The following is a 13,092-nucleotide window of genomic DNA, read 5'->3' on the forward strand; positions in this document are numbered from 1 at the left end:
CCTTATTTACCAGCTTGTAAACTCCTCGAGGGAGCCTTCATACTCCCGAAAGGGAGATAATACAGAAAGCGTTATAGAGATAACCTTTCAACCCGTATACAAGAGGGGACGTATTCTTGTAAGCCCTTTGTAAGGTATAAACCTTACCAGTCCAGAGTTGAACTATATACAACTACATGATGAGCCGAAGATATAGCTGACATCAAAACTTCGCCATGAAGTAAACTGGAGCCTTTTGAGAGTCTTACACTCTCCAGTCATAGTTGGACTATACACAACTACAAGGCGAGCAATAAAACGATTGCCGACGTCTCTTTTTAACTAATAAGATACGACTTAATGCCCAGGGTTTATTCAAAACCACAGGGTAAAACATTAAGAAAGTAATTACAATATAGACAAAGTGATTAGTCGCAACATTAATCAACACAATATTAAAGTTAAGCGTAATACTAACTTTAAGGTTGATAATGAAGGGGCAATGGAGAATCATGTCTACAATATATTATTGGTAAAATATCAGGTGTAAGAGCCTACTTATTTCACTCGAGCAGTTATATAAGCAGTGCGTAAGCTGTTATTATCATTGTTGAATCAATCGTAATTATAGGAAATAAGCATGATGAATAGACAACCTGTTATATGACTAACAGTAGCCTAGGGATAGTGCGAGACGGGTAACGGTCTGGTGCGGAGCTTCCCGACAATGTACCCCCTTGAGGAATAGCAAGGTTAATGTTTATCGTGAGGTAACGTTAAGTAATGACAAGTAGCATGTCATGAGGGGCTAGGCTAAATAGAAAGATGAACGTAAGTGAATTGTTGATAAACGCCGTGAATTGCAAAGAGCTTAAGCTACTGACAAGCTCTAACCAAAATGGTACATAGTGGGTTATCCTTCTTTACATTGGGGATACGTCATCATAAACACTATCGGCGAACAGACAACATCTTAACTATTTGTGTGATAATAATGGAACTTGGTAAGCCTGTATTTCCGCCTTAGGGCAGGTAAAGCGCAAGCGATACTGTTGGGAGTGCAGGTAAAGGAGGTTAGAGAAAGCGAATGATTGGCTGTAATGGCTGATATAGGGTATGAAATATGACCTAACTCGAAAGGGTGCAGACTTCTAACTGGTCTTTCATCGTAAGATGTTGGCTAATCCTTTTGTGGTCATTTCTTCGGGAATGATTGGGTGAGGAAAGGAAACAGGCAAGTGAAAACAAGCCCATTTCCCTACTCTAACAATTCACCATGTGACAGAGAAGTAGAATTTTATTTGGTAACTTGAATAATTCTTCTCCCTGTTCACACGAGAAGAAATTATTCACACCAAACCAAGTAGATTTCTGCTTATTTCTGTTACTACAGGAGTAAGTATGAAAGAGTACACTAAGGTTAACAAAAAAGTTAAAAGTAGTCCAGCTCCAGCGACTCCTGACATGAATGAGCTATGGCACAATATAGATTGGGTCAAAGCAACAAAACATGTTAAGGGATTGCAGGTACGGATTGCGAAGGCAACAATTGAAGGTGACTACCGTAAGGTTAAACGCTTACAAAGGTTACTAACACGCTCAACGTACGCCAAGCAATTGGCAGTACGAAGGGTGACGGAAAACAGAGGTAAAAGAACGGCAGGCGTTGACAAAGTAACATGGTCAACACCAAAGAGTAAATGGGAAGCGATTGCAACGCTGACAAGTAAAGGATATAGACCGAAGCCATTAAAGCGGGTTTATATTCCGAAATCGGATGGAAAGAAGCGCCCATTAGGCATTCCGACCATGAAAGATAGAGCAATGCAAGCGCTATACTTATTTGCTTTACAGCCTGTTGCTGAAACTACAGCAGATAAAAACTCGTATGGATTTCGCATCAATCGCTCAACGGCGGACGCGATAAGCCACGAGCATAAGATATTCTCACGCAAAGGGAGTCAAATGAGACAAACGGCGCAATGGGTATTGGATGCCGATATACAGGGTTGTTTTGACCATATAAGCCATGATTGGTTAATAGCGAATATACCGATGAATAAGCGGATATTAGCAAAATGGTTAAAATCGGGCGTAGTGGACATGGGGCAGGTCAAGCGGACGGAGGAAGGTACACCACAAGGGGGTATTATTTCACCGACTTTGGCGAATATGGCACTGGATGGCATGGACGAACTATTAACGAAACACTTCGGTGTAATAGGAAATAGACAACGGCGAGCCAATAAGGTGTACATGGTTCGATATGCGGACGATTTTATTATATCGGGGAGTTCGAAAGAATTACTTGAAAATGAAGCTCTGCCAATAATGCGGGAATTTTTGAAAGAAAGGGGATTAACCTTATCGGAAAAGAAAACTCATGTTGTTAATATCGAGCAAGGATTTGATTTCTTAGGCTGGACAGTAAAATCATTTAAAGGCAAATTGTTGATAAAACCGAGTAAAAAGAATGTGAAAGCATTTTATCGCAAGGTAAAAGAGACAATAAGCGCAATGAAGATGGTTAAGCAAGACATACTGATAGCAAAATTAAATCCAATGTTAAGGGGATGGGCTAACTATCACCGTAGCATTGTCGCTAAAGAAGCGTACAGTAAAGTAGACCATTTAGTCTGGCGAGCGATTTGGCGTTGGTGTTGTCGAAGACACAGTAACAGACGGAAACGATTTGTAAAAGAGAAATATTTTACAAGGATACAAAGCAGGGACTGGATATTTGGTACACATACAACGAATCGGCACGGCGAAAAGATATGGATGGAATTACTGCTGTGCAGTAAAACAGAAATTAAACGTCATGTAAAGGTGAAATCGGAATACAATCCGTTTCTACCTGAATGGGAATTATACGGCGAAACGCTATACCAAAAACGGATGTACGAAGATTATTCGCACAGAAGTCAATGGCAAAGGTTATATAAGGAACAAAAAGGGCGTTGTGGATTATGTCATCTTTCTATCACAAAAGAGACGGGCTGGCATGACCACCATATCATATACCGTGTAAATGGCGGGGATAATAAGCTGAAAAACAGGGTATTATTACATCCTGTGTGTCATACTAAAGTTCAATGTGTCGTTGCTACCCGACTTTAGTCATTGATTACTTAATTAAAATAGCGCCCTTAAGGCGCTATCAGATTGATGACAAACCTCGATATAATTCGGGGTTTATTTTTTTATTTAAACCATAAATAAGATTTTTAATTTGGATTTTATTAAATAAATTAAAAAATAGCTTAAAAAAACGTAACAAAAATAGCTTTATCGCTATTTTCTTGATATTTTGAGCCGTTGCGGCCAATAAACACTGCATTTGAACCTGTGCTCCTCCTCTAAATCGTGCATAGCGATGTCCGTGGTGTTGTTTAGCATCAGCAAAGCTGCGCTCTATGGTTTCTTTTCGCCGAGCATAGACTTTTTTACCCCACTGACTTAAACGAATCTCGTTGGCTCTCTCTTTATCTGCTTCCCAGATATGCCGTGTGATGACTTTCTGTGTATTTTTACTCTGTGTACACTGTGACAATAACGGACAGATTTTGCAGGTTGTTGCATCAGAATGATAATGACGATAACCTTCCCTGCTGGTAGTTTTATATATTAATGTTTGCCCGTTTGGGCAAGTATAAGTATCGTTTTGACCGTTATAGATAAACTGCTTTTTTCTGATGGGATTCGCACCATGGGTGGGGCGACGATAACCCAACACCGGATATATCTGCTCTGCCAGCAGTAAATGGCAAATGGGAGCCGTAAAATAACCCGCATCAAGACCGACACCAACTGGATTAAAGCCAAACCGCTCTAGCTGGCGTTTTAATCGAGCCATGTAAGGCTGGGAATCATGGATATTTCCAGCTGTGACATAGGTATCGGTAATTAAATTATGTTTGCCATCAACCGTTCGGTGATCTAAGTAGAAGAACCCTTTAGGCTTGCCTTCCCGATGCATAAAGCCACTGTCCGGATCTGTTGTACTGACTTTAACCTCCTTGTATTTCTCTACCGTCGATGGCTTGATTAAGCGCATCAATATATTGACTGGGCTCAACAATACGCTGCTCATTACGTGCCTTGCCTTTATTGGCATTTGCTTTTAGGTGAGTACTGTCCGTATATAAAACCCGACCACTTATCAACCCTTTGGCAATGGCCTGCTCAACAATATTATCAAAAACCTGTTGATAGATTTCACTGTCATTAAACCGACGGCGACGATTTTGGCTGAGTGTAGAGGCGTCAATCACTTTTTCGGTTAATCCCATTCCCAGAAACCAGCGGTAAGCTAAATTGACCTGAATTTCCTGAACCAGACGACGTTCACTGGGGATACCGAAAAGATACCCCAATAGCATGATTTTAAACAGTCTGACCGGATCTTCTGCCGGACGACCGTTATTAGGGCAATAAAGTGGTGCTACCGCTTCTCGAATAAATTCAAAATCAATGACTTTAGCTATTTTACGAACAAGATGATTTTGGGGGACAAGCGCATCTAGTGAGATTTGCTCTATTTTTTCTGGTGTCGCTGGAGTTGGTTTTTTTAGCATAGAAGAACTTCTCTTATAATGGACTCCTCTCTATTAGATCAAAGAACTCGTCAAAAAGCGAGTTCTTTGTCATCAATCTGAAACCTCGCTATTTAGCGAGGTTTTTTTTTGCTTTAACTCTGGCAATAGCATCAGCAATGGATTGTTTGCGATCCTTTGGCGCAATCGTATTGGTATTATTAACTGGCATTGCGCGAGGAAATAATATTGTGGGCGGTACGAGTTGGTTATGGCTCAAACGTTGTTGTTTTTTCTGAGTTAGTACTAACTCTTCTGATTCAGTCAATGTAGTACCTAGTGTGCTTAATGTAATACAGTCTGTTGGACAGGTATTAATACAATTACTGCACGAGGTACATAATTGTGGCAAAATGGTGTGCAATACTTGCTTGCTGCCGACAATAGCATCGGTTGGGCAAACACGGATGCATTTGCCACAGCCAATACAGCTTTCTTCATCAATAAATGCTTTGTATTCTTGTTTAGTTTGCATAATCACTTCTTGCATTAACTTAAACCTACAATATTACCATCTTTGTCAATATCAATTTGTCTATAAGCTGGGTTAGTGCCTAACCCCGGCATGGTCATTACATTACCAGCATAAACACGAATAAAACCAGCACCTGCAGATATCGCTAAGTGACTAATATCGACATCAAAATCGGTAGGTACATTTTTTAGGTTTGCATCAGCACTAATTGACATTGGTGTTTTAGCAATACAAAGTGGCAACTGGTCCAGTTTTAGTACTTCGATCTCTTTGATATTTTCAAGTGCAGTAGTCGATAAATTAGCTTTGTTGGCACCATACTTTTTCACCATAGTTTGAATTTTATCTACTAGAGGCATGTTGTCAGGATAAGGTAGTTTGATTTCGTTTGGCGTATCACATGCTTTAATCACATGCTTAGCTAGTTTTTCTGCGCCTTTACCACCTTGAGTGAAAACTTCACTTACTTCACAGGCAAATGCACCATGCTCAATTGCATATTTTTGTAAAAATGCCAACTCTTCTTCGCTATCATGTGGAAAACGGTTAATGGCAACAATCACTTGTAGCCCATAACTTTTAGCATTGTTGATGTGCCACGCTAAATTAGCTGCACCAATTTCAAGTAATTCAACATTTGATTCTGAAATTTCTTTCGGGATTGCTTGTCCTGGTTTGATGTTATATTTACCACTGTTTGATTTTAAGCTACGCACGGTGGCAACTAACACTACACACGAAGCTTTAATACCCGCTTGGCGATATTTAATATTGAAGAATTTTTCCATGCCCATATCTGAGCCAAATCCAGCTTCGGTTACAACATAATCAGCAAGTTGTAAAGCAATGCGATCAGCAATGACTGATGAGTTACCATGGGCAATATTAGCAAAAGGTCCTGCATGAATAAGCACAGGAGTATGTTCAACGGTTTGCATCAAATTTGGGTTAATTGCGTTCTTAAGTAAGACTGTCATTGCACCAGCAACTTCAAGTTGCTCTGCGGTAATCGCTTCGCCTTGAGTATTATAAGCGAGAATTATGCGACCAATGCGCTTACGCATATCGTGTAAATCTGAGGCTAATGCTAAAATTGCCATAAGCTCTGATGCTGCGGTAATTTCAAATCCATCTTGCCGCGTGATTCCATTAACACCACCGCCAACACCAACAGTAATCTTGCGAAGCGAGCGATCATTATGATCAATTACTCGTTTCCAAACAATGCGGTTTTCATCAATATTTAGACGAGGTAAACCAGTCTGCGCAGTAAATTCATCGCCTAAACGCGCTTCATGATAAAGGCGCGAATCCAATGCTGCCGACGCCAAGTCGTGAGCCGCAGTAATTGCATGAATATCACCCGTTAAATGCAAATTTAACGTTTCCATCGGTAATACTTCAGCTTGACCGCCACCAGCAGCTCCGCCTTTGACACCAAATACAGGTCCTAAGCTGGGTTGACGAATACAAGCAATTGCTGTTTTACCAATATAATTTAGTCCTTCACTTAATCCAATTGTGTTAACCGTTTTTCCTTCACCGAGTGGGGTTGGTGTGATAGCGGTAACTAATACCAATTTGCCACTAGGCTTGTTTTGATTCGCTTTTAGAATAGACAAATCGATTTTTGCCACATGTTTGCCATAAGGTAGGACAAATTCTTCAGGGATATTGCATTGTTTTGCTATTTCGGTAATTGGGCGTAATGGCATATAAGTTCTCATCTAACAATAAATTGGAATGTCAGTATAAAGAATTTGAATTGCCGAATAAAGAGACAATTTTATCTTTACTTATTTTCGGCACAATTGGTAATTATCTTGTTATAATAATTAAAAACATTCAATAAAAGGATAATAGTTAAATGAATTGGTTTTCCGAATATTCGCTTTTCTTAGCAGAGACGGCGACAGTCGTTATTGCCATTTTAGCAATACTGATTTTTATATTAAGCCAACGTCGTAAATCAGCAACGGTTGGTGGACGCTTATCTGTCAAAGATATTAGTCAAGAATACGAGCAAGTCAAAGATGATATGCTAATGTCAAGCATGGGCGAGCTAGAAGCTAAACTGTTTATGAAAGATATTAAAAAACAGAAAAAATGCGAAAAGAAGCAGGCAAAATTAGCGGCTAAGCAAAAAAAGAAACAAGTCAAAAACCAAGAAAAATCTGACGAAAAATCGGCGCTAGATAATGCAACAAAGTTGGCAGAAAACAATATAGATCAACAAGTCAAACCTAAATTATTTGTATTGTCTTTCAATGGTAGTATGGATGCACACGAAGTTGAAGAATTACGTCAAGAAATTACCGCTGTATTAGCTGTTATTAAACCAGAAGATGAAGTTGTAGTAAAACTTGAAAGCCCTGGTGGTGTAGTCCATGGTTATGGGCTTGCGGCATCGCAGTTGTTACGGTTTAGACAGCGTAATATTCCTTTTACGGCTGTCGTCGATAAAGTTGCAGCCAGTGGTGGGTATATGATGGCATGTACTGCGTCAAAAATCATTGCTGCACCATTTGCTATTGTGGGCTCTATTGGGGTAGTTGCTCAAATTCCTAACTTTAATCGTTTGCTTAAAAAGCATGATGTGGATATTGAATTGCAAACAGCAGGTGCGTATAAGCGTACTTTAACCATGTTTGGTGAAAACACCGATGAAGGTCGACAAAAATTCAAACAAGAGCTTGAAGAAACCCATCTTTTATTTAAAGACTTTGTTAAAGAATACCGCCCAAATGTTGATATCGAACAAGTTGCAACTGGCGAGCACTGGTTTGCAACTCAAGCTAAAGATAAAGGCTTAGTTGACGAAATCAGTACGAGCGATGACTTTATCTTATCTCACTTAGATACACATAAAATTATCTCTGTTAGTTATTTACGTCGGCAAAAACTATCTGAAAAGTTAGCTAAAAATGTAATAAAAGATGTGGAAAGACTGTTTTTAAGGCAAGGAAACGGGCTGTGATAGCCCGTTTTATAATGCATTGAATTATTCATAATTTCGTATTAATAATATGCTGATTGGCATATTATTTATTTTTTATTTATAAATCAAATTATTATCTTTTTTATTTAATTCCCACAATCATTATCTATTATCTTCTAACGATAATATTAATTGTTAAAACTGACTATCTATTAATCTAATTGCAATTTAATATAAGCCTATATTCATATAGTTTGATGGATATAGCTCCACCTTATTACATTTCTTTTTTTAATTCATAAATCATTACGCTTGAGGACAATTATTATGTTTCAATGGCTTTCAAACTGGATTTTAGATGGACTAAAACATTCCCCTGAAATTTTATTATTTCTATCGTTGAGTTTAGGGTATTTGATTGGTGGCATTAGGATAGGCAAATTCCAACTCGGTGGTGTTGCTGGTTCGTTGCTTGTTGCTGTCGCTTTAAGCGTTTTGGGTGTGACTATTGACGCTGGTGTTAAAGCGATTCTTTTTGCGTTATTTATTTATGCAGTGGGTTATGAAAGTGGTCCGCAATTTTTCCGTTCACTTGGTATAAAAACCTTACGTGAAATCTTCTTAGCATTATTTATTGCAGTTGCAAGTTTTATGACTGTTATCGTACTAGCCAAATTATACCATTTAGACAAAGGTCTTGCTGCTGGATTAGCCGCGGGTGGTTTGACACAATCGGCAATTATGGGCACAGCCTCTGATGCATTAAGCCAATTAGGTTTAAGCGCCGATGAATTAAGAAAAATGCAAGCAAATGTAACTATTGGTTATGCTGTGACCTATATATTTGGTTCACTAGGTGCCATTATTGTCTGTGTCAATATTCTGCCAAAAATCATGGGTAAAGATATTGGTGATGACGCAATAAAAGCACAGGCTGAGCAACTTCATGGTTCGCTTTCATTAAGTGCTGCTCAAAATCTAGCTTTATCTGATATTAGTGGTCGGTTGTATCGTATTACCAATAAAATTAATCAAACAGTGGCGCATGTTGAACAAACTATTAATGGCATTAGTATTGAGCGTATCAAACGTGGCAATAAAATCATCGAAGCAATGCCAGAAACAGTATTAAAGTCGAAAGATATTATTCTTGTTGTGGGTCATCGTGATTCAATGATTAAAGCACATGATCTACTTGGTAGTGAAGTGAATTCAGCATCTGGAATGGATGTGGTAATGAATAAGTTAGATGTTGAAATGCGTAATAGCCGTTATGAAGGTGAAAATCTTACCCAAGTACTTCAATCAGATGAAGTGATGAAGTTAAAACATGGCATCTATCTTTTAGCGGTTAATCGTGATGGACAATCTCTTCCCCTTAATAATGATATTTATTTAAAACTTGGCGATGTTATTACTATTTATGGTGCTGATAGTGATCTTCGTCGTGTTATTGACAAAATCGGTGCGCCAATTACCAAAAGTGAAAAAACTGACTGGATATTCCATGGTCTAGGGCTTGTTGTTGGCCTTATTATTGGCTTAATTGTGATTCGCGTAAGTAATATTCCTATCACATTAGGTGCTGGAGGTGGTGCGCTTTTATCAGGATTATTATTTGGTTGGTATCGGTCGGCTCACCAAACTATCGGTAATATTCCTACTGGTGCAGTGCAGCTTTTAAAAGATTTTGGTTTAGCTGGATTTGTTGCTGTTGTGGGATTAAGTTCTGGTCTTCAAGCAATTAATACAATTGAAGAACAAGGTTTATCTCTATTTTTAATTGGTGTGGTTGTTACTTTGCTACCAATGCTACTTGCCATTTATTTCGGAAAGTATGTCCTTGGCTATAAAAATGCAGCGGTATTTGCTGGTGCTTTAGCAGGATCGCGAAGTGCTAACCCCGCTTTCGGTGAAGTGCTTAATAAAGCTGGCAATTCAACGCCAACTAGCTCTTTTGCTATTACTTACGCTTTAGCTAATGTTTTCCTAACTTTATTAGGTCCATTAGTTGTTGCTTTTGTTTAATTGATATATCAAATTAAGGGTACTAATGTATGAAAAACAAAACAGAATATAGCCAATATGCTAATTTAAGTCCTTTTGAATTAAAAGATAACTTAATTAAACTGGCACAAAGCCATACTGATCGGGTGATGTTAAATGCGGGTAGAGGTAATCCAAACTTTTTGGCTACTTGGCCTCGTCAAGCATTTTTCCAATTAGGTGTGTTTGCCACTCAAGAATCCGAAATGTCATTTTCATATTTAAATGAAGGTGTTGGCGGTATGCCAATTAAAGCAGGATTAACTGGACGCTTTGAACATTTTATTTGTCAAAATTATAATACCCCTGGTGTTGCATTTTTAGGTAAAGCTTTTTCTTATATCCGCGATCAACTTGGGCTTGATGAAAACGCTTTTTTACAAGAAATGGTAGAAGGTATTTTAGGATGTAACTATCCTGTACCCGATAGAATGCTCCACTTTAGTGAAGATATTGTTAAAGCCTATGTTTTACAGCAAATGGGTGCCCAATATCTAGATCGTGATAATATCGATTTATTTGCCGTTGAGGGTGGCACAGCCGCCATGGCTTATATTTTTAACTCCATGAAAGAAAACGGATTAATCCAAAAAGGCGATAAAATTGCTATTGGTGCGCCTATATTCACACCTTATCTTGAAATTCCAGAACTCAATGATTATCAATTGGTTGAGGTATTAATTAATTCTGATCCTAATTCAAATTGGCAATATCCTGAGTCAGAATTGCGTAAATTAGAAGATCCAGCAATTAAAGCCTTTTTTGTTGTTAACCCATCTAATCCACCATCAGTTAAAATTGACGATAAAAGCTTAAAAATTATCGCTGACATTGTTAAAAAACGTCCTGAATTGATTATTTTGACCGATGACGTTTATGGTACATTTGCCGATGATTTCCAATCTTTATTTGCAATCTGTCCGCAAAATACTATTTTAGTTTATTCATTTTCTAAATACTTTGGTGCGACAGGTTGGCGATTAGGTGTTATAGCAACGGCTAATGATAATGTGATAGATAAAACCATTAAAGCATTACCAAGCAAAACTAAACAGATCTTAAATAAACGCTATAGCTCAATTACGACTGATCCGGAAAATCTTAAATTTATCGATCGCTTAGTGGCTGATAGTCGTGCTGTAGCATTAAACCACACTGCAGGCCTTTCAACACCACAACAAGTACAAATGGTCTTATTTGCATTGTGTGAAATGATGGATAGTGATCAAAGCTATAAAAACGCACTAAAATCACTTATCCGCCGCCGTGCAACATCACTTTACCAACACTTGGGGCTTAAACATACCACCGATAAAAACAGTGTTGATTATTATACACTTGTTGATCTTGAGCATATTTGCCGAGAATTATATGACGATAAATTTGCTCAATGGATATTAAAAAATAAAAATCCGACTGAGATGTTATTTAGAATAGCAGACGAAGCGGGGGTCGTTCTATTACCAGGTAAAGGATTTGCTGTACAACATCCTTCTGCTCGAGCATCGTTGGCTAACTTAAATGAATATCAATATGCAGCGATTGGTTTATCAATGCGTAAATTGGCCGAAGAGTATTATGCTGAGTATCAAGGTAAAGCAAAGAAAAATAGCTAATTATTTAGATTTTTTTATCTAACTATTAATCAAACCCTAGTTTATCTAGGGTCAGATTGATGACAAACCTCGATATAATTCGGGGTTTATTTTTTTATTTAAACCATAAATAGGATTTTTAATTTGGATTTTATTAAATAAATTAAAAAATAGCTTAAAAAAACGTAACAAAAATAGCTTTATCGCTATTTTCTTGATATTTTGAGCCGTTGCGGCCAATAAACACTGCATTTGAACCTGCGCTCTTCCTCTAAATCGTGCATAGCGATGTCCGTGATGTTGTTTAGCATCAGCAAAGCTGCGCTCTATCGTTTCTTTTCGCCGAGCATAGACTTTTTTACCCCACTGACTTAAACGAATCTCGTTGGCTTTCTCTTTATCTGCTTCCCAGATATGCCGTGTGATTGTAAATACCCCAAACTTAGTACAAGATTCAAGTAGAAAATCATGCTGTTTGTTTTAGTGTTTTATATTCGAGCGGTGTCATGTTATTTAATGCCTCATGCGGTCTTTCGGTGTTATAAATTGTTAACCATTCTTCAGTTATTCTCCTTGCTTGAGCTAAGTTGTTAAAAAGATATAAATCGAGTACTTCAGTACGATAGGTACGATTAAATCGTTCAATATAGCCATTTTGATAAGGGCTACTGGGCTGGATATAATCAATGGTTATACCATGGTTGGTAAAGGTTTTTCCTGTAAATTCTGGCCCATTATCGACCCGTATTTTTAATGGATACCCATGATATTCGGCCAGTTTATCTAAGTAACGGGTAATCCTTCCTGCCAGTAAGCTTACTGCAATATCAATACCTAACGCCTTACGATTAAAGTCATCGATAACATTGAATGTCCTAAAGCGACGTTGATTACAGCGACTATCACTCATAAAATCCATTGACCAACATTCACCTTGTTTATTGGGGGCTAATAACCTTTCCGGGCATCGTGGAGGAATGCGTTTTTTACGCTTTACCCTGAGATTAAGCTTTAATTCACAATACACCCGATATACCCGTTTATGATTCCATTGATAGCCGAGCTTTCTGATACGATTAAAACATTTAGGAAAGCCCCAGCGTAAATGCCGGTCTGTGATAGCATTCAACACCGAAACAATCACCGAATCATCCTGTAACTTAGCTTGATAATAGTAAGCACAACGGCTTAAACCAACAATGGCACAACTCATAGCAATAGTAACTGAATGATTTTGTTGTAGTTGCTGTGCCCACGTTTTACGTGCCCCTGTTGGCACTAAAGCTTTTTTATGATATCTTCCTGAAGCTGAGATTTTAAACTGAGCTCAGCAAACATCTGTTTAAGTTTACGGTTTTCCGCCTCCAGCTCCTTTAAACGTTTGATGTCTGAAATTTCCATACCACCGTATTTATCACGCCATTTATAGAAAGTTGAATTACCCATGCCCTATTTACGACAGAG

The 13,092-nt window shown here is 38.2% G+C and carries 8 protein-coding genes and 2 pseudogenes; 4 read left to right on the forward strand and 6 right to left on the reverse strand.

The window, feature by feature from the left end:
• The first annotated feature begins 1,380 nt into the window (after window positions 1-1,380).
• Window positions 1,381-3,099 carry a group II intron reverse transcriptase/maturase gene (ltrA, locus tag A9G40_RS08455; protein WP_065582690.1) on the forward strand — a complete coding sequence of 573 codons (1,719 nt, stop codon included), beginning with the start codon at window positions 1,381-1,383 and terminating at the stop codon, window positions 3,097-3,099.
• 40 nt (window positions 3,100-3,139) lie between these two features.
• Here ltrA and A9G40_RS08460 read toward each other — a convergent pair.
• From A9G40_RS08460 to A9G40_RS08470, 3 genes and pseudogenes are all read right to left on the reverse strand, one after another.
• Window positions 3,140-4,556 (reverse strand): annotated as a pseudogene (locus A9G40_RS08460) (IS1182 family transposase).
• An 88-nt stretch (window positions 4,557-4,644) separates the two neighbouring features.
• A complete protein-coding gene (locus A9G40_RS08465) occupies window positions 4,645-5,064 on the reverse strand; it encodes an RnfABCDGE type electron transport complex subunit B (protein ID WP_065582691.1) in 420 nt (139 codons plus the stop codon).
• A complete protein-coding gene (locus tag A9G40_RS08470; RefSeq protein WP_218057991.1) occupies window positions 5,064-6,764 on the reverse strand; it encodes a formate--tetrahydrofolate ligase in 1,701 nt (566 codons plus the stop codon). Before A9G40_RS08470 ends, A9G40_RS08465 begins: the two co-directional genes overlap by 1 nt.
• A gap of 152 nt (window positions 6,765-6,916) precedes the next feature.
• Between A9G40_RS08470 and sohB the strand changes: the two genes are divergently transcribed.
• The 3 genes from sohB to A9G40_RS08485 all read left to right on the forward strand — a co-directional run bounded on the left by sohB (window position 6,917) and on the right by A9G40_RS08485 (window position 11,649).
• The gene (sohB, locus tag A9G40_RS08475) at window positions 6,917-8,026 is read left to right on the forward strand and encodes a protease SohB (RefSeq protein ID WP_065582693.1); all 1,110 of its coding nucleotides are present in this window, start codon (window positions 6,917-6,919) and stop codon (window positions 8,024-8,026) included.
• 288 nt (window positions 8,027-8,314) lie between these two features.
• The gene (gene aspT, locus A9G40_RS08480) at window positions 8,315-10,015 is read left to right on the forward strand and encodes an aspartate-alanine antiporter (RefSeq protein WP_065582694.1); all 1,701 of its coding nucleotides are present in this window, start codon (window positions 8,315-8,317) and stop codon (window positions 10,013-10,015) included.
• 29 nt (window positions 10,016-10,044) lie between these two features.
• Window positions 10,045-11,649: a bifunctional aspartate transaminase/aspartate 4-decarboxylase gene (locus tag A9G40_RS08485; protein WP_065582695.1), complete on the forward strand. Its 1,605-nt coding sequence runs from the start codon at window positions 10,045-10,047 to the stop codon at window positions 11,647-11,649.
• 51 nt (window positions 11,650-11,700) lie between these two features.
• On the opposite strand, the pseudogene A9G40_RS15500 reads toward A9G40_RS08485, so the two are convergent.
• The 3 genes and pseudogenes from A9G40_RS15500 to A9G40_RS14340 form a co-directional block, all read right to left on the reverse strand.
• Window positions 11,701-12,084 (reverse strand): annotated as a pseudogene (locus A9G40_RS15500) (transposase); the annotation flags it as partial.
• A 10-nt stretch (window positions 12,085-12,094) separates the two neighbouring features.
• A complete protein-coding gene (locus A9G40_RS08495; RefSeq protein ID WP_075539491.1) occupies window positions 12,095-12,907 on the reverse strand; it encodes an IS3 family transposase in 813 nt (270 codons plus the stop codon).
• Complete coding sequence (locus tag A9G40_RS14340; RefSeq protein WP_081302208.1) at window positions 12,907-13,074, reverse strand: transposase; 168 nt, start codon at window positions 13,072-13,074, stop codon at window positions 12,907-12,909. The genes A9G40_RS08495 and A9G40_RS14340 overlap by 1 nt, the downstream gene beginning before the upstream one ends.
• Between the last annotated feature and the right edge of the window lie 18 nt (window positions 13,075-13,092).

Origin of the sequence: Gilliamella sp. Nev3-1 (genome assembly GCF_001690435.1) — a bacterium.
Classification (GTDB): domain Bacteria; phylum Pseudomonadota; class Gammaproteobacteria; order Enterobacterales; family Orbaceae; genus Gilliamella; species Gilliamella apicola_C.

Coding starts and splice junctions, on each gene's coding strand:
- ltrA (WP_065582690.1), top strand. CDS start 1,381: ATGAAAGAGTACACTAAGGTTAACAAAAAAGTTAAAAGTAGTCCAGCT.
- A9G40_RS08465 (WP_065582691.1), bottom strand. CDS start 5,064: ATGCAAGAAGTGATTATGCAAACTAAACAAGAATACAAAGCATTTATT.
- A9G40_RS08470 (WP_218057991.1), bottom strand. CDS start 6,764: ATGCCATTACGCCCAATTACCGAAATAGCAAAACAATGCAATATCCCT.
- sohB (WP_065582693.1), top strand. CDS start 6,917: ATGAATTGGTTTTCCGAATATTCGCTTTTCTTAGCAGAGACGGCGACA.
- aspT (WP_065582694.1), top strand. CDS start 8,315: ATGTTTCAATGGCTTTCAAACTGGATTTTAGATGGACTAAAACATTCC.
- A9G40_RS08485 (WP_065582695.1), top strand. CDS start 10,045: ATGAAAAACAAAACAGAATATAGCCAATATGCTAATTTAAGTCCTTTT.
- A9G40_RS14340 (WP_081302208.1), bottom strand. CDS start 13,074: ATGGGTAATTCAACTTTCTATAAATGGCGTGATAAATACGGTGGTATG.